Source organism: Cupriavidus sp. DF5525 (genome assembly GCF_040149425.2).
GTDB classification, from domain to species: Bacteria; Pseudomonadota; Gammaproteobacteria; order Burkholderiales; family Burkholderiaceae; genus Cupriavidus; species Cupriavidus pickettii_A.
This window is the reverse complement of record NZ_CP168265.1, coordinates 3,376,479-3,392,898: the sequence shown is the minus strand read 5'-3', so window position 1 is coordinate 3,392,898 and position 16,420 is coordinate 3,376,479. Positions and strand designations below refer to the sequence as shown.

General features: G+C 67.4%; 15 protein-coding genes and 1 tRNA gene. 10 read left to right on the top strand and 6 right to left on the bottom strand.

Features of this window, described 5'->3' with window-relative positions:
* Positions 1–143: 143 nt before the first annotated feature.
* From ABNX08_RS15815 to ABNX08_RS15795, 5 genes are all read left to right on the top strand, one after another.
* Positions 144–2,759 (top strand): FHA domain-containing protein, encoded by a 2,616-nt coding sequence (locus tag ABNX08_RS15815; RefSeq protein WP_349607286.1) that lies wholly within the window; start codon positions 144–146, stop codon positions 2,757–2,759.
* Positions 2,756–4,135: an HlyD family efflux transporter periplasmic adaptor subunit gene (locus ABNX08_RS15810; protein ID WP_022536038.1), complete on the top strand. Its 1,380-nt coding sequence runs from the start codon at positions 2,756–2,758 to the stop codon at positions 4,133–4,135. The genes ABNX08_RS15815 and ABNX08_RS15810 overlap by 4 nt, the downstream gene beginning before the upstream one ends.
* 80 nt (positions 4,136–4,215) lie before the next feature.
* On the top strand, positions 4,216–4,968 hold the full coding sequence (locus tag ABNX08_RS15805) for a peptidylprolyl isomerase (protein ID WP_349607287.1): 753 nt from the start codon (positions 4,216–4,218) through the stop codon (positions 4,966–4,968).
* Complete coding sequence (locus ABNX08_RS15800; protein WP_022536036.1) at positions 4,949–8,059, top strand: peptidase domain-containing ABC transporter; 3,111 nt, start codon at positions 4,949–4,951, stop codon at positions 8,057–8,059. The genes ABNX08_RS15805 and ABNX08_RS15800 overlap by 20 nt, the downstream gene beginning before the upstream one ends.
* Positions 8,056–9,375 carry a sigma-54-dependent Fis family transcriptional regulator gene (locus tag ABNX08_RS15795; protein ID WP_022536035.1) on the top strand — a complete coding sequence of 440 codons (1,320 nt, stop codon included), beginning with the start codon at positions 8,056–8,058 and terminating at the stop codon, positions 9,373–9,375. Before ABNX08_RS15800 ends, ABNX08_RS15795 begins: the two co-directional genes overlap by 4 nt.
* Positions 9,376–9,392: 17 nt before the next feature.
* Here the strand turns inward: ABNX08_RS15795 and ABNX08_RS15790 are convergent, their stop codons facing one another.
* Both ABNX08_RS15790 and ABNX08_RS15785 read right to left on the bottom strand, forming a co-directional pair.
* The gene (locus ABNX08_RS15790) at positions 9,393–10,169 is read right to left on the bottom strand and encodes a PP2C family serine/threonine-protein phosphatase (RefSeq protein WP_022536034.1); all 777 of its coding nucleotides are present in this window, start codon (positions 10,167–10,169) and stop codon (positions 9,393–9,395) included.
* Positions 10,170–10,232: 63 nt separating this feature from the next.
* On the bottom strand, positions 10,233–10,526 hold the full coding sequence (locus tag ABNX08_RS15785) for a hypothetical protein (RefSeq protein WP_022536033.1): 294 nt from the start codon (positions 10,524–10,526) through the stop codon (positions 10,233–10,235).
* A 463-nt stretch (positions 10,527–10,989) separates the two neighbouring features.
* On the opposite strand from ABNX08_RS15785, the gene ABNX08_RS15780 reads away from it, so the two are divergent.
* The 4 genes from ABNX08_RS15780 (at position 10,990) to ABNX08_RS15765 (ending at position 12,199) form a co-directional block, all read left to right on the top strand.
* Positions 10,990–11,472, top strand: coding sequence for a lecithin retinol acyltransferase family protein (locus tag ABNX08_RS15780; protein WP_349607288.1), 483 nt, complete (start codon positions 10,990–10,992; stop codon positions 11,470–11,472).
* A 34-nt stretch (positions 11,473–11,506) separates the two neighbouring features.
* Positions 11,507–11,695, top strand: coding sequence for a hypothetical protein (locus ABNX08_RS15775; protein ID WP_022536031.1), 189 nt, complete (start codon positions 11,507–11,509; stop codon positions 11,693–11,695).
* Positions 11,696–11,840: 145 nt separating this feature from the next.
* Positions 11,841–12,014: a hypothetical protein gene (locus tag ABNX08_RS15770; protein WP_349607289.1), complete on the top strand. Its 174-nt coding sequence runs from the start codon at positions 11,841–11,843 to the stop codon at positions 12,012–12,014.
* Between the two features lie 110 nt (positions 12,015–12,124).
* A tRNA-Arg gene (locus tag ABNX08_RS15765) sits at positions 12,125–12,199 on the top strand.
* A 69-nt stretch (positions 12,200–12,268) separates the two neighbouring features.
* Here the strand turns inward: ABNX08_RS15765 and ABNX08_RS15760 are convergent.
* On the bottom strand, positions 12,269–12,586 hold the full coding sequence (locus ABNX08_RS15760) for a hypothetical protein (protein WP_022536029.1): 318 nt from the start codon (positions 12,584–12,586) through the stop codon (positions 12,269–12,271).
* A gap of 156 nt (positions 12,587–12,742) precedes the next feature.
* Complete coding sequence (locus tag ABNX08_RS15755) at positions 12,743–13,075, bottom strand: multidrug efflux SMR transporter (protein WP_022536028.1); 333 nt, start codon at positions 13,073–13,075, stop codon at positions 12,743–12,745.
* Positions 13,076–13,331: 256 nt separating this feature from the next.
* On the opposite strand from ABNX08_RS15755, the gene ABNX08_RS15750 reads away from it, so the two are divergent.
* Positions 13,332–13,841 (top strand): hypothetical protein, encoded by a 510-nt coding sequence (locus ABNX08_RS15750; protein ID WP_022536027.1) that lies wholly within the window; start codon positions 13,332–13,334, stop codon positions 13,839–13,841.
* Between the two features lie 10 nt (positions 13,842–13,851).
* Here the strand turns inward: ABNX08_RS15750 and ABNX08_RS15745 are convergent, their stop codons facing one another.
* Together ABNX08_RS15745 and ABNX08_RS15740 are read right to left on the bottom strand one after the other, a co-directional pair.
* Positions 13,852–15,027 carry a benzoate/H(+) symporter BenE family transporter gene (locus ABNX08_RS15745; RefSeq protein ID WP_041681110.1) on the bottom strand — a complete coding sequence of 392 codons (1,176 nt, stop codon included), beginning with the start codon at positions 15,025–15,027 and terminating at the stop codon, positions 13,852–13,854.
* 86 nt (positions 15,028–15,113) lie between these two features.
* Positions 15,114–15,992, bottom strand: a complete 879-nt coding sequence (locus ABNX08_RS15740; RefSeq protein WP_051369913.1) for an amino acid ABC transporter substrate-binding protein — start codon at positions 15,990–15,992, stop codon at positions 15,114–15,116.
* Between the last annotated feature and the right edge of the window lie 428 nt (positions 15,993–16,420).

Here is a 16,420-nt window from a genome sequence, read left to right as displayed (position 1 = left end):
TGCCATACCGAATGTGTCGCTACGGTGCCACCCGCGCACACCGCGGCCGATTGACTAGCCTAAGCCGTCGCCTACTATGTTCTTAGTCGCTTCACCCCCCTGGCCGGCCGCCGCGGCAGCCGTGCTGTTGGCTCGCTGGAAACATGGCTCCTGACGAAGCACTGATCATGGAAATGCCGGTGAAAATGGCCCAGGGATTCACGCGGGAGTTCTCCCAGGATTTCGCGCAGGAATTCGATGTGTTCCTGACGCCCGTGTCGCGCCCGGAACTCGGCGAGATCCGCATCGACGAAGAGCTCTTCGCCGTTGGCCGGACCGAGCGGCCGTTTGCCGCCTACCCGGAAGAACTGGCCGCGCCCCTGTCGCGCCGCCATGCGCGCATCTTTGCCGAACATGGCGCGGTCTATGTAGCCGACCTCGGCAGCAAGAACGGCACGCGCGTGAACGGCGCGGCGGTGGCGCGACAGCCGGCGCAGCTGTCCGATGGCGACGAAGTGGCCTTCGGCCCCGCGCTGTCGTTCCGCGTGCGGCTGTCGCCGCGCGCGACACAGCCCGAGCCGCCACGCGTGGCGCTGACGCTGGTGCCCGAACGCGGCGACGTCGGGCTGCACCCGATCCACCTGGACGGCTTCCCGTACCTGATCAGCAAGGCCGACGATGCCTTCGCGCGCTACCGCGACAGCTATCCGCAGCAGGTCAACTACCTGTCGCGCCGCCATGCGCATGTCTACCTGAAGGGCGGCGTGCCGTTCGTGGAAGACCTGGGCAGCACCAACGGCACCTTCGTCAACGGCAAGCGGCTGACGGACCACGGCGTGCCGCTGGACGACGGCGACCTGATCGCCTTCGGTGGCAACCACTTTGTCTACAAGGCACAGGTCCAGCGCACGGATGATGGCGATGCCACCGCGACGCACGCGATACTGCAGCCTGTTGCCGCTGCACCAGACGCGCCACCCGCATCCCCGACAACGGCCGCGGACGACGACGATGACCGCACCACTTTCGTCGGCGCGGCCGACTCCTTCCTCGATATCTTCTGCGTCGACTACGCCGCGCAGCAGGACGATGAAGTCAATGCCGACGCTGAAGCGCAAGCCGCGGCCGCCACCGCGGCGCACGACGCCGCGCATGCGCGGCGCAAGCGCGGACGCGTCGCGCTGTTGCTGGCCGAGGGCGCAAAGCAGTTCGGCCTGGACGATCCTGCGCGCACACGGCGCGCGGCGCGTTGGGGCGGCGCGTTGCTGTTGCTGGCGATACTGGCGGGCGCGGCCGTCTACTGGCGCGGCGCAGCGGAGCGCGAAGTGCAGGCGCTGTTTGCCGCCGGCGACCACCCCCGCGCGGCGCAGGCTGCCGACGACTACCTGGCGCGCCATCCCGACGATGCCCAGGTGCAGGCTATCGGCACCGAGGCGCTGCTGCGCGGCTACGTGCCCGCGTGGACGGCAAAGCTGAAGGCGGGCGATTTCAGCGGCGCCGACGCCGCACTGGCGCAGATGCGCAAGCTCGGTGCGCACAACGCCGACGCGCGCGCTCTGGTGGAGGAAATCGACTGGATCGGCCGGCTCGAGCGCTTTACCGCGCAGCGCGGCGCCGACGCGCCGATCCGCCTCTACACCGACGAGGCGCCGATCCGCCAGTTGCTGGCGTACTGGAACCAGGACACCATCGCGCACCAGCGCGCGCTCGGCCGCATCGCGGGCGATGTACCGGCATTCCGCGACCTCTATGCGGACGCGCTGAGCGACGTGCGCCGGCTGCAGAATGATGCGTCCGTCTACCTGGCGGCGATCGACCGGCTCAACGCCACCATCGCCGCCGAACTCGGCCGCGACCGCCCGGAGGCCTTGCAGCCGGTCATCGCGGAATACCGCGAGAAATACCCGCGCCTGGCGGGCCTCGATCGCGTGCAGGCCGACCTGGACCGCTATACCGCGCTGATGCAGGCGCTGCGCGCGCGCCGGCCCGGTGCGCTGGTAGCACGCCTGGCTGACAGCCGCTTTGTTACGCCGCCGTTCCAGGCGCAGTTCGCCAGCCTGGCAGCGCGGCTGCCGCCGCCGGAAATGGCGCGCCAGTACGCCAGCACGGCCAAGGCGTGGCAGCAGGGCGACACCACCGGCGCGCTTGCCGGGCTGAAGCAGATCAACGGCGGCCCGTGGGCCGATGACCTCGCGCGCGACCTCGCGCACAAGCAGAAGGTGGCCTCGCAATATGCCGAGCTGCAGTCCGCGCGCGGCGGCACGGGTTACGAGGATCGGCTGCTGGGCTTCTACGCCATGCTCGACGCCGATGAAGACCGCTACTTCGCCAAGGCGGTCGAGGCCGACGTCAACGGCGTGCGCGACAGCGCACTGCGGCGCGCGCGCGAACTGATGACAAGCGCCGTCGTTGCGTGGAAGCAGTACCGCAGCAACGGCGTGATCGGCAGCGAGCAGCGGCTCGAGCCCGGCATCTCGCCCAAGTTCCGCGCGCAGGCCCGGCTGCTGTCGCAGGCGCAGGAAGACGCGCGCCAGGGCATGCGCATCTTCACGCAGCTGCGCGCCGGCGAAAGCGCCGACCTGGCGCAGCTCGCCAAGGTCGAGGAAGAAATCCGCGCCGAGGCCGACCAGCAGCGCCAGGCGTTGCGCGAGCTGCGCAGCGTGCTCGATCCCGCCGTGCTCAAGACCAAGCTGGAGCTGATCGGCGGCGAAGACACCGGCAAGGCGCCGGCCCGGGACGCAGTGAGCAGCGCGGCGCCACAGCAAGCGGGGCAGCCATGAAGGACGACTCCCGCCAGGGCGGTCTCAAGCCGCTGACCGAGGCGCTGGAAGACCACAGCGCCGAAGGCATCGGCCTGCTCAGCGCCGAGCCGTCGCGCCTGGGCTTGCTGACCATCGTGACCACCTTCGCGCTGGTGCTGTGCGCGCTGGTGTGGTCGTTCGTCGGGCATGCCGATGTCATTGTTACGGCGCAGGGCACGCTGGCGCCGGAATCCGAGGTGCGGCGCTTCTATGCCCCGGTGGACGGCGAGCTGGCCGACCTCTACGTGGCCGAAGGGCAGCCGGTATCCAAGGACGACGTGCTGGCGCGCCTGAATGCGCGCGGCGCGATCGAAGCCGCGGCCAATGCGCTGGAAGCGCAGCTCAAGCTGGAAGACTCCGAACGCGAATGGAAGCAGTTCCCCGACAAGAAGGCGCTGATGGAGCGCAGGGCGGCCGCGCTCAAGCAGCAGATCGACGTGGCCACGCGCCAGCATGAGAACCGCCTCGCCGAGGGCACCGCGCGCCTGGCCGAGCAGCAGCGTGCGCAGCTGCAGGAAGCGCGCAGCAACCTGGAAAACTCCCGGCGTGCGCGCGAGTTCGCGCGCCAGGAGCAGGATCGTTATGCGCGGCTGCTGGCACTGCCTGGCGGCGGCGGGGTGTCGCAGTCGCAGGTGGATGCCAAGCGCGCGGCGGCGCAGGATGCGGAAAACAACCTGCGCGTGGCGCAGTCGCGGCTGGCCGAGCTGGATGCGCGGCTGGGCCGGGAGCTGACGCAGGCCAGCTCCGAGCTCGAAAGCAGCGGCCAGGACCTGGCCGGGCTGCGCGTGCAGTACGACGCCGCGCTGCGCGAGATCGCCAATACCGAGGACAAGCTGCGCCTGCAGGTACAGACCGCGCGGCTGGTGGCCGACGCCGCGGCGCGCATCCGCTTCGAGAATATCGACAAGGACAACTTCCTGCTGATCCTGGCGCCGGTGTCGGGCGTGATCACCGATGTCACCTCCACCCAGCGCGGCGACAAGGTGCAGGCCAACACGCCGCTGGGCGGCATCGCACCCAAGGATGCGCGCCCGGTTGTCAAGATCGTCATTGCCGAGCGCGACCGCGCCTTCCTGCGCGAAGGCCTGCCGGTCAAGCTCAAGTTCAGCGCCTTCCCGTACCAGCGCTACGGGATCATCGAAGGCACGCTGGAATTCATCTCGCCCGCCACCAAGCCGGGGCCGGACAAGCAGCCGGTCTACGAGGGCCGCGTGCGCCTGGCACGCGACTACTACGCCGTGGCCGACAACAAGTATCCGTTGCGTTACGGCATGACCGCCACGGCAGAGATCGTGGTGCGCGAACGCCGCCTGATCGACCTGGGGCTAGACCCCTTCCGTGAGGTGGCCGGGTAGCGCAGCCGGGGGAAACACGAAAACAGCCGATGTGGACAGCCCGGTGCGCCAGCGCAGGGGGCCGTCAAAGGAGCCGAGAAATGACTGGCATTGTGCGTATCGACGACGAGGTGCTCGGCGTCGAGGAGTTCGTGCGGCTGCTCAAGCTGACCGGGCAGTTCGAAGGCCTGGTCGAGCAGATGGTGCGCGACAAGCTGGCCGTGCACGCCGCGAAGCGGCAGGGCCTGTTGGTCACGCCCGAGGAAATCCAGGAGCGCGCCGACCAGTTCCGCCGTGTGCAGGGCCTCCACCGCGCGGCCGACATGAATCACTACCTGGATGCGCTGAACGTCAGCCTGGACGAGTTCGAGGCCTTTATCACCGACAGCCTGTACCAGGAACGGATGATGGAGCAGGTGTGCAGCGAGGCCGCGGTGCAGGAGTACTTTGCGCTCAACTCGCCGCGCTTCGACAGCATCGAGGTCAGCCATATCGTGGTCGATAGCGAGGGCAAGGCCAAGGAGCTGATCTCGTACCTGCAGGACGATCCCGACGCCTTTGCCGAGATGGCGCGCGAGCATTCCATTGCCGACACGCGCGAGCGCGGCGGCGAGATCGGCAAGGTGCTGCGCGGCTCGCTCAAGACCGATATCGAGGCCAAGGTCTTCAATGCCGAGCCGGGCGACCTGCTGGGGCCGTTCCCGGCCGCTGACCGTTCCTTCTTCGAAGTTTTCCTGGTGCGCGAGAAACACCCGGCCACGCTCGACGGCGACGTGGCGGTGGAAGTGCGCCGCCTGCTGCGCGAGGACTGGCTGATGGCCAGGGCGCAGGAACATGTCATCGAAGCCCGCTAGCGAGACCGGCGATCCCGCCGCCCCGGCTGCCCCGGAAAAGCCGGAGGCAGCGTCGGCGCTGGCCGCCTTCCTCGCCACCGTCGAGATCCTGTCGGTGCTGACGCCGGAGGAGCTGGGGCGCCTGGCCGATGCCGCGCAGGTGCTGACCTTCGGCTTCGGCGACACCGTCTGCAACGCGGGGGATGCGGCGCCGGGCCTGTTTATCGTCAAGTCCGGCTCGGTGCGCGTGTTCAACGAGGAGCACGGCAAGGAAATCAGCATGGGCGTGCGCAAGGCCGGCGAGGTCTTTGCCGATATCGCCTTGCTGCGCGAATACCGGCATGAGTCGTCGGTGCGCGCCTCGGGCAAGACCGAGCTGCTGATGATCCCGCGCAGCGTGGGCGAGCCGGTAGTGGCCGGCAACCCCGCGGCGCTCGCCTTTATCACCAGCTATGTTGCGATCAGTTCGGCCGGCGGCTTTGTCGCGCGGCTGTTCGACCTGCGCGGCAAGCTCGACAAGCAGGAGCTGGAAGACGCCGTGCGCAGCGTCGGCGTCAAGCGCGTGGCGGCCGGCAAGGAGATCCTGAAGCAGGAGGGGCGCGAGGACCGCCGCCTCTACGTGGTGCGCCAGGGCACCGTGCGCGTCGTGCGCAGCGAAGAGGGCAGCGAATTCCCGCTGGCGACGCTGGGGCAGGGCGATGTCTTCGGCGAGCGCGCCTGCGTGATGCGGCAGGAGCAGCTGGCCTCGGCCATTGCCGAGACCGACGTGCGCCTGCTGGTGATCCCGGAGAAGACCGTGCAGCTGATCCTGGAGCGCAACCCGCGCCTGCGCGAGGTGCTGGAAGAGCGCATCCGGGCGCTCGACCGCGAACTGCATCGACAGAAGAAGCTGGCCGAACGGCGCAAGCGCCCGGTGCTGCTGGACCTGCAATCCAAGCCCGAGCTCGGCGAAAAGCTGATCCGCCGCTTTGCGCTGGTGGAGCAGGCCGAGGAGATGGACTGCGGCGCCGCCTGCCTGGCGATGATCTGCCGGCACTACAGTATCCCGATGACGCTGGGCAAACTACGTGAGCTCGCCAACGTAACCACGCAGGGCGCCACGCTCGACAGCCTGGCGCGCGCGGGCGAATCGCTCGGCTTCACCACGCGCGGGGTGCAGTGCACGCGCGATTCGCTGATGGGCTTCGAGCTGCCCTTTATCGTGCACTGGGAGGGCTACCACTACGTGGTGGTGTACGGGATCTCGTCGCGCTGGGTGTGGGTGGCCGACCCGGCCATCGGCTTCCGCAAGATGAGCGCGGAGGAGTTCGAGCGAGGCTGGAGCGGTACCTGCCTGCTGTTCTCGCCGGGCGAGAGCATGACGCAGCTGTCGGTATCGCGCTCGCCGTGGCTGCGATTCATCGGCTATCTCGCGCCGTACAAGAAGATCCTGGCGCACCTGTTCCTGGCCACCTTCGTGATCCAGATGCTGGGCGTGGTGCCGCCGCTGATCATCCAGAACATCCTGGACGGCGTGGTGGTGCACCAGAACGTGGGGCTGCTTCACCTGCTGATCGTGGGGCTGATCATCTCCAATGTGTTCTCGCAGCTGATGGCGACGATCCGCGCGTATCTCGCCAACTTCATGGTGCGCAACATGGACTTCGCCATGATGTCGCACTTCTTCAAGCACACGCTGTCGCTGCCGTTGTCGTTCTTTGCCAAGCGCAAGACTGGCGACATCTTCGCGCGCTTCCAGGAGAACCAGACCATCCGCGCCTTCCTGACCGAATCGACGGTGACCACGGCGCTGAACCTGCTGATGGTGTTTATCTACTTCACCATCATGTTCCTCTACAACGTCAAGCTGACGCTGCTGCTGATCGCCTTCGTGATCCCGATCGCGGCGCTGACGGTGGTGGTGACGCCCAAGGTCAAGACCTATGCGCGCGAGGTGTTCGCCGCCTCGACCGATGCCAAGGCCTACCTGATGGAGACGCTGGGCGGCGCCGAGACCGTCAAGGGCATGGGCATCGAGCGCCCGGTGCGGCTGCGCTGGGAACGCAAGTACACCAAGGCGCTGGAGGCGCAGTACAAGGCGCAGGCCTTCCATATCCTGGTGGGGCTGGTGAGCCAGCTGCTCAACGCGGCCACCACCATCGCCGTACTGTGGGTGGGCGCGACGCTGGTGCTGGAGCGCGAGCTGACCATCGGCCAGTTGATCGCCTTCAACGCCTTCATGGGCAGCGTGCTGGCGCCGCTGATGGGGCTGGTGGCGTTGTGGGGCCAGCTCAACGATGCCGGCGTGGCGATGGAGCGCCTGGGCGACGTGCTCGACCTGGAGCCCGAGCAGAAGCCGCAGGACGTGCTGTCGCGCGTGATGCTGCCCGACCTGCAGGGCGAGATCGTGATGAAGGACCTGTACTTCCGCTACGGCGGCGAGGACACGCCCTACGTGCTGGAGAACATCAGCTTCACCATCCGCCCGGGCGAGATGGTGGCCATCGTCGGGCGCAGCGGCTCGGGCAAGACCACGCTGGCCAAGCTGCTGGTGGGCTTCTACAAGCCCACCGAGGGCGCGATGACGGTGGATGGTTATGACCTCAACGTGATCGACGCGGCGTTCTACCGCGCGCAGGTGGGCTACGTGATGCAGTCCAACCTGCTGTTCTCGGGCACCATCGCCGAGAACATCGCCTGCGGTGACGACAGCCCCGACCGGCGCCGCATCGAGGAGGTGGCGCGCATGGCCGACGCCCATGCCTTTATCAGCAAGCTGCCGCTGGGCTACGAGCAGGTGGTGGGCGAGCGCGGCATCGGGCTCTCCGGCGGGCAGATCCAGCGCCTGTGCATTGCCCGCGCGCTGTACCACGACCCGCGCCTGCTGGTGTTCGACGAGGCCACCTCGGCGCTCGACACGCAGTCCGAGAGCAACATCTTGGCCAATATGCAGGAGATCCTGCGCGGGCGCACCGCGGTGATCATCGCGCATCGGCTCAGCACCATCATGCAGGCCGACAAGATCCTGGTGCTGTATGAAGGCGCCATCGTCGAGCAGGGCCGGCACGAGGAGCTGCTCGAGCGCAAGGGCATGTATTTCCAACTGGTGCAGAAGCAACTGAGTGCCGCATGAAGCTATACAACCAGGGTGCCACCCCCGCCTCGGTCACGTCCCCGGTGTCGTTCGCCGGGCTGATCGAGAAGATCGAGATCCTGCGCTCGACGCTGCGCTGGGCGTCGCGGCTTGACCGCCCGGAGATCGAGAAGCTGCTCAAGCAGGCCACCACGCTGCGCGACGAGGTGATGGGGCTGTCGCACAAGGAGCGCTTCGTGCAGGCGGCCTCGGCGACCGAGGCGGCGCCGCCGCAGGAAGAAGTCGAGCGCATGCCGCGCGAGCGCCGCCAGGCATTGATGGAGCGCAGTTTCATTTTCGAAGGCACCTTTGGCGACAACCCCAAGCTGCTGGAGGCACTGGAGATCGCCGAGAAGGCCGCGCCGACTGACCTGCCGGTGCTGATCGACGGCGAGAGCGGCACCGGCAAGGAGCTGATGGCCAAGGTGATCCACGCCAATGGCGCGCGCACCGACAAGCCGTTTATCTCGGTCAACTGCGGCGCGATCCCCGACAGCCTGCTTGAATCCGAGCTGTTCGGCCACAAGAAGGGCGCCTTCACCGGCGCCAGCAACGACCGGCGCGGCAAGTTCGAGAGCGCGCATACCGGCACCATCTTCCTGGACGAGATCGGCGAGCTGCCGCTGACCGGGCAGGTCAAGCTGCTGCGCGTGCTGGAAGCGCACGAGATCCAGCGCGTTGGTTCGGACGAGGCGATCTCAGTGGATACGCGCATCGTCGCGGCAACCAACAAGGACCTGCGCCGCATGAGCCAGGCCGGCACCTTCCGCGAGGACCTGTTCTATCGCCTGAGCGTGATCCACGTCAGCCTGCCGTCGCTGCGCGAGCGGCGCGACGAAATCCCGCTGCTGGTGTCGTACTTCAGTGACGAGGCCGCCGGCATGCTCAAGCGCCGGCCGCTCAAGCTGACGCCGCGGCTGCGCGACTTCCTGCTGCACTACGACTACCCGGGCAATATCCGCGAACTGCGCAACCTGATGTACCGGCTGTCATGCCTGGCCGGCGATACGGCCGACCTGGCGCACCTGCCGCAGGACATCCGGCCCAAGCCGGCCACGCTGGCGGTGGTGGGCAGCGGCACCGCCAGCGCCGACATCACCATGGCGACTTCCCTCAGCGAAGCCAAGCGCGCCGCCAGCGACGAGGCCGAGCGGGCGTTTCTCGAACGGGGCTTGCAGGAAGTGGGCGGCACCGTTGCCGAACTGGCGCGGCGTTTCGACATGAACCGCTCGCACCTGCAGATGCTGCTGAAGAAGCACGGGATCCACTCGAAGGACTTCCGCGCCAATCGGCAGGCCGAAGGCGGCAAGGGCTAGGGTCGCCGCTGCTGCAGCTAGGTGTCCAGCTCGGGATTCACCAGGGTCTTGTCCGAGCCGTAGGGATCCGCGGCGCGGATTACCACCACCGATATGTTGTCGCGGCCGCCGGCATTGAGCGCCATCTGCAGCAGCGTCTGCGCGGCCTGCGCAACGTCCTGCTGCGCCAGCACGGTGGCGATGTCGTCATCGTCGACTTCGTTGCTCAGGCCGTCGCTGCACAGCAGGAAGACATCGCCGTCCGCCACATCGGTCAGCAACTGCTCCGGAACCAGCGTTGCCGCCGCACCCACTGCGCGCGTGATGGTGTTCTGGGCGGGATGGTGGCGCGCTTCTTCCGGCGTGATCAGCCCGCGCGCCAGCAGGCGCTCGACCTGGTTGTGGTCGCGCGTGAGGCGGGCGAACTGGCCGCCCCGCAGGCGGTACAGCCGGCTGTCGCCCGCCCACAGGCAGGCACAGCGGCGGTCGCCGGCCAGCAGCACCACCACCGTGCTGCCGATGCAGCGCACACCCAGGCGCGCGGCTTCATCGACCAGCGCCAGGTTCACACCCAGCATCGCCGCGCGCGTGGCGTCGAGCCGGTCTTCCAGCCGGGCTTGCGCCGGCAGCGCGGCCAGCGCCTGCACCACCGCCTGGCTGGCGAAGTCGCCGATGGCATGGCCACCCATGCCGTCGGCCACCGCCCATAGTTGTTGCCCGGGCAGGTCGAGGCAGGCATCCTCGTTGCGCTCACGGACCCGCCCGACGTCCGTGCACGCCGCCGAGGTCCACTGGAAATGCGAGTCGAAGCCCAATCTTGTCTCCGGTCCGCGTAAAGCCCCGGCGCGGCCGGGGCGCAGCCACGACGGCGCTGACGTTCAGATCAGCCGGCCGTCGTTCCTCGCGCCCTGGTCGCCCTGAACATTGATATTGGCGTTTGGCGCGTTGTTACGGATATCGATGTTCTGGAACTGGTTGTTCATCTGATCAGCATAGAAGCTGTAGTTGATCTCGTAAAAGTTGATCACGGTCCCGCCTGGCAACGGCGACGACGGCACGAACGGGCGGATCCACCCGAACACCCACTGCCCGCCGGCGCCGCGCACGCGGGCCATGGCGGCGGGAGCAAGTTCGCGGCAGGTGCCGAGGTCGTTGATTGCGAGGGTGGCCATAATCGGTCTCCGGTGAAAGCGGCGGGGCGCCGGGGGTGGTACCGGTATTGAGCAAGGCGCGTGCCAAGCGGCGGGTTCGGGAGGAAGACATTGGAATCCCAGGACTGGCGCGGCCTGCCAGGTGGGGTGGGGCCGATGGGGCACACGCCTGGAGGCGGGCCACGTTGGCGGATGCCCGACACACCGGGCGGACAGTGTCGGGCTCCACCCACCACAGCGTATCCACCGCGCGGGTTCCCCGCCGGCCCGCGCAGTCGTCCTGGCGCGGAGCGAGTGGTGGCCGCCAGCCAACAGATTTGCCGCAGCGCGGTTGGCTGCCGTCAGACAGGTCACCCCCGCCAAAACCCTTGGATTTCCCGGAAAGCCTTGTCCCGTTGTGCCTCCCTGCCATTGGCATGGTTGATGCGGTTGGTCTGGCACGAAGCAGCAATGCCTGCAGCAACCAGACAGATCGAGGCCAGCCATGAACACCCAGGACCCACAACACGAATACGGTAGCGACGATCACCACGCCGACCTGCTGCCGCTCGGCGCCCACCTGGTGACCGAACGCCATGGCTACGTCCACCATGGCATCTATGCCGGTGCTGGCCGCGTCATCCACTACGCCGGCTTTGCCCGCGCGCTGCAAGCCGCCCCGGTCGAAGAAACCACGCTCGAAGGCTTCGCCGCCGGCCATGGCATCGCCGTCAAGCCCGAACCCTGCGCACGCTTCGCCGGCCCGCACGCTGTCGAACGCGCCCGCTCCCGCCTGGGCGAAAACGCCTACCGCCTGCTGACCAACAACTGCGAGCACTTCTGCTCCTGGTGTCTGTCCGGCGAAAGCCGCAGCGAACAGGTGGAAACCTGCATGCGCCGTCCGCGCGCCGCGCTGCAGATCGGCTGGCTGCTGCTGGGCGTGCTGCTGCAAGCCCATCTGGGCGGCATGAACCTCGGCCTCGCCTGAACCGCGCGGCCGCCACCGAACTAAGGAGCCCGCCATGTCCGGATTGATCGACTGGGAACTGCGCTGCAACCTGCGCGGACAAGCCTGCCACCGCAGCTGCACCACCGCCGCCAACTGCGCCCGCGGCCGCCACCGCCCGGGGCGCCGTGCGCTGCGGCGCACCGGCCAGGCGGCCCGGCTGGCTTCGTCCGGGCGTCTTGCCGGGGGGAGCCGCCGCCACTGATCGCCATTTGCGACATGGAATGGCCTCCGAAGTGGGGAAATTGGTGCCGCAGGGCCAGAAAACACCCTGCTATGTGCAGTAGACCACCGATGCACGCGTGTGCGGCCGGGACACTGATGTCTCACGCATCACTGCGAGGGGCGTCATGCTGATCTTGGTGACCATAGTCGAACCGTTGAACCTGCTCGGATTGAGCATTGTTCGGACCACACCCTGCGCGCACCGGGATGTATGCGTGACGGACGACTTCGGCAACCTCACCGAGTGCGAGTCGCTGGGGCAGGCGCTGGCGTTCGCGGCTGATATCCAGATGCACTGACGCCGCGGCACCGTCAGCGGCCCCGCAATTCCCGCGCCGGCGACACGGGCCCGGACTTGTGCCTGTTCGCAAGAGGTTTTTGATATACTCCCAGCCTGCTTCCGGGTCCCCTCGCCGTAGTTCAATGGATAGAACGAGCGCCTCCTAAGCGCTAGATACAGGTTCGATTCCTGTCGGCGGGACCATAGAAACGCCGGGCCTTCCCGTCCTGGAAGAAGTAGGTCGCCTCCACTGGGCTGGGCAAGCCGCGTCGCTCATGGCTTGCATTCGACCTTTTCCTCATACTTGCCATCCCTCTTCCACTCGCGCTCAATCTTGCAAGGCCCCTTGCGGAATTTTTCCTTCTGTTCATAGCCGCGCGGGCCGTCCTCGCATTTGCGCTCTTCCTTGTACTCCCCATCGCGCTTCTGTTCACGTTCGATTTCGCAAGGGCCGCTGCGGTACTTCTCCTTGAATTCTCCGCCGGGGCTTCGGTAGTCGACCGGATGGCCATGCGGGAGTGCGTCGGCATTGGCCGCGGAGGCCATTATGAACAGCAGGCCAAGGATGGCCAGCGGCGCCTTTTCTGGCATGGTAGTTTGGCTGGAGTAGAAGATAGCGGCCGAGCATAGCAAGTGATATTGCCAGGCGGCTGTATCAAATGGTTACCGCACCGAGGGGACAGGCGGCGGGCGCGATGCGGGGCCGTCCGGCAGTAGATTTACCTCTCAACGGCTCCAAGCCGTTGATCAATGCGCGCTGGTTTTGGAAAATAACTGGATCACCGCTACGCCCGCAATGATCAATCCAATCCCCAGGCAAGCCGCCAGGTCGGGAATCTGCCGGTACAACACCACGGCAATCAGCGACACCAACACAATCCCGGCCCCGCTCCAGATCGCGTAAGCGATCCCCACCGGCACCGTCCGCATCACTAGCATCAGCAGATAGAACGCCGCAACGTAGCCGGTAACCACCAGCACGCTGGGCCAGAGCCGGGTAAAGCCTTGCGACGCCTTCAGGCTGCTGGTGGCGATGACTTCGGCAATGATGGCAAGGGCGAGGAGCAGGTAACCGTTCATGGGGACGCGTCTGTGGGGCGAAAGGGTCGGCCAGTCCGGCATCTTAGCGCCCCTGTCATGTTGCGCCAAAGCCTCCTCCCTCCTTTGCGGTGGTTGTGCGATGCGGCAAGGCGGTCTTGAATGACGCATAAGAAAAAAGCGGGGCCCACGCCGGCTCGCGTCAAAAGACAACGAAGAGCAGTCGCGGTATTCAGCCCGAACAAGCCGGCACGAACCCTCACGATGCCGGCGGCGGGCATGTGGCAAGGGGAGCGGTATGCATCACACTGGCATTGCCGATACGGCCGTCTGGCCGTCATCGCAATTTGGGGACACGGAGCCTGCGGCGGACGTGAGCCCATGGCAGGACACCATCGCCGCGGCGGATCATGCGCTGGAGGAGGCCACCCGCATCCAGCGCGGCGTGCAGCACAACCTGAAGCTGATGCAGGAGGTGCGGTCGCTGCGCGAGGACTTGCGCAAAGCGCATGCGGAGGTCGATCGCTACCGCGGCATGCATGCCCGCGTTGTGGTTGGCATGCGCCAGCTGGAGGATGACCACACGGCAGCGATGAGCCGGCTCCAGGCGGACCACGAAATGCTGCTGGTGCGCCATCGCGTCTACAAGCTGATGGCCGAGCACTATGCGCGCATGGCGCTGGGGCTGGATCCGGAGACCTTTGTCGCGCACCGCGAGCGCGTGCTGCAGCACGTGCTGTTCCAGCGCCGCAGGGGCGTGCCGCCGGAGGCAATCAGCGCCGCGGACGTGGCCTTCCTGATGCTGTAGCGACGGGGGCTCAGGCGGCACGCGGCCGCAACACGTAGTACGCGAGCATGCCGCCCACCACGCCCCAGAAGGCCGAGCCCACGCCCGCCAGCGTCATGCCGGAGGCAGTGATCATGAAGGTCAGCAACGCCGCTTCGCGCTCGCCCGGGGTCTGCATCGCGACCGTCAGGCCGTTGGCGATCGAGCCCAGCAGCGCGAACGCCGTGACGCCCACCACCAGCGCCCGCGGAAAGGCGGCGAACAGCGCGGCGATGCTGGCGGCCAGTGTGCCCGCCACCAGGTAGCCCACGCCGCAGACCACGGCCGCGGTATAGCGGCGGTTGCGGTCGGGATCGGCCTGCGGGCCAGTGCAGATGGCGGCGGTGATCGCTGCCAGGTTGACCCCGTGCGAGCCGAACGGCGCCAGCACCGCCGAGGCCAGGCCGGTCAGCGTGATCAGCCGCGACGCGGGCACGTGGTAGCCATCGGCCTGCAGCACCGCCAGACCGGGGATGTTCTGCGAGGCCAGCGCAACGATAAACAGCGGGATCGCCATGCTGATAAGGGCCGACAGCGAGAACGCCGGCGTGGTCCACACCGGCACGGCCACGGCCAGCCGCAACCCGGAGAAATCGAGCTGGCCGAACCCCCCGGCAACCACCACGCCTGTCAGCAGCACGCCCGGCACGGCATAGGCCGGCCACAGCTTGCGGCCGATCAGGTAGGCGGCGAACATCGCCAGCAGCAGCACGGTCTGGTGCTGCGCCAGGACGAATACATCCACGCTGATGCGGAACAGGATGCCAGCGAGCAGCGCCGAGGCGATGCTGGCGGGCAGGGCACGCATCAGCTTGTCGAACCAGCCGGTCATGCCGGCGGCCATCATCATCAGCGAGGCCAGCAGGAAGGCACCGATGGCTTCCGCGTACGGCACGCCCGGCAGGCTGGCGATCAGCAGCGCGGCGCCGGGCGTGGACCAGGCCACCACGATCGGCACGCGCAGCGCCAGCGACAGGCCGATGGTGGTCACCCCCATCCCCATCGACAACGCCCAGATCCACGACGAAATCTGCGCATCGGTCAGGTGCGCGGCCTGGCCGGCCTGGATCATCAGCACCAGCGAACTGGTATAGCCGGTCAGCGCGGCGACCAGCCCGGCGACGAGCGCGGGAACGGACAGGTCGGTTTTGAGTGAAGCGGTGGTCATGGGGCGGCAACAAGCACATTGGCAGGGCCGCAATCTTCGCATAAGTGCCTTGGCCGTCCCAATTTGCCGCCCCCGCGGCGGGGCTGTCAGTCTGCGACCTTGTCGCTCGGGAACTTGAAGGAATCGCGTAGCAGGTAGCTCATCGGGATGTCGAGCCGGGTGCCATGCGGCGGGATCGGCCCCTGGAACCACTTGCGGTAGAGCTTCTGGGTGTCCTGGTCGTAGATTGACGCCACCAGCGTTTTGTCGACCAGCTGCTTGAAGGCCGCGTCCTGGCGCGACAGCATGATGGCGTAGGGCTCGATGGTGAGCAGGTCGCCGGTGATGCGGTACTCGGCCGGCTTGGCCGCGTTGGCGCGCAGGCCGTACAGCAGCACGTCGTCCATCACGAAGGCGTCGGCCTTGCCGGCTTCGACCATGGCGAACGCCTGCGCATGGTCCTTTGCCTCCACCAGGCGCAGCTGCATGGCGCCGGATTCGTCCATCTTGCGCAGCGTCGCCAGCGGCGTCGTGCCCGTGGTCGAGACCACGGTCTTGCCGCGCAGGTCCTGCCACTTGGTGATGCCCGACGACGCCTTGACCAGCATGCGGCTGCCGGCGATGTAGTGGGGGATCGTGAAGGCCACCTGCTCGCGCCGCTCGCGGTTGTTGGTGGTGGAGCCGCATTCGAGGTCAGCCTTGCCCTCGACGATGGCGGGGATGCGCGAGGCCGGCGTGACCTGCACCCAGTCCACGCGCAGCGACGGCAGCTTCAGTGCGCCGCGCACGGCGTCGGCCACGCGCAGGCACAGGTCCACGGCGTAGCCCATGGGCTTGCCATCCGCCAGGAAGGAGAACGGCACCGAGCTTTCGCGGTGGGCAATGCGGATCGCGCCGGTCTGGCGGATGCGGCGCAGCACCGGTGCGCTGTCGGCGTCGGCCACCGTATCGGCGCCGGCGTTGGTGGTGGCATGCGCCGCAGGCAGGGCGCCGCCAGCAAAGGCGGCACAGGCAAGCAAAGACAACACAGGCGCAAGCTTCCGGCAGGAAGGCAGGCCCCGCAGACCCGGATCGATCAATGTAACCCCCGTACAGAAATGACTGGAACCGGCGCGGGCAGCGGCCGGCGGCCAACCACCCGTTCCGATTTCTGGCCGGCTGTGGCGCCGGCTCTGCGTTTGCGTGTATTTGTCGTGCCGGCACCGGCGGGTGCAGGACGAGCCATTGTTCCATGCGGGGCCGGGTGCAGACAACTGCCGGGGGGCGGGCGTACTCGGCAAGCAACGATCGCTGGCGATCTCGGTTGACCGGGACTTTCCCTTACGGACTTGTCCGACTGGAGCGCGCAGGGGCGCATTGATATTCTGTCGCCGTGCCTTGCGAGCAGGGCACCGAGGAGAGACTCTTGGGCCCG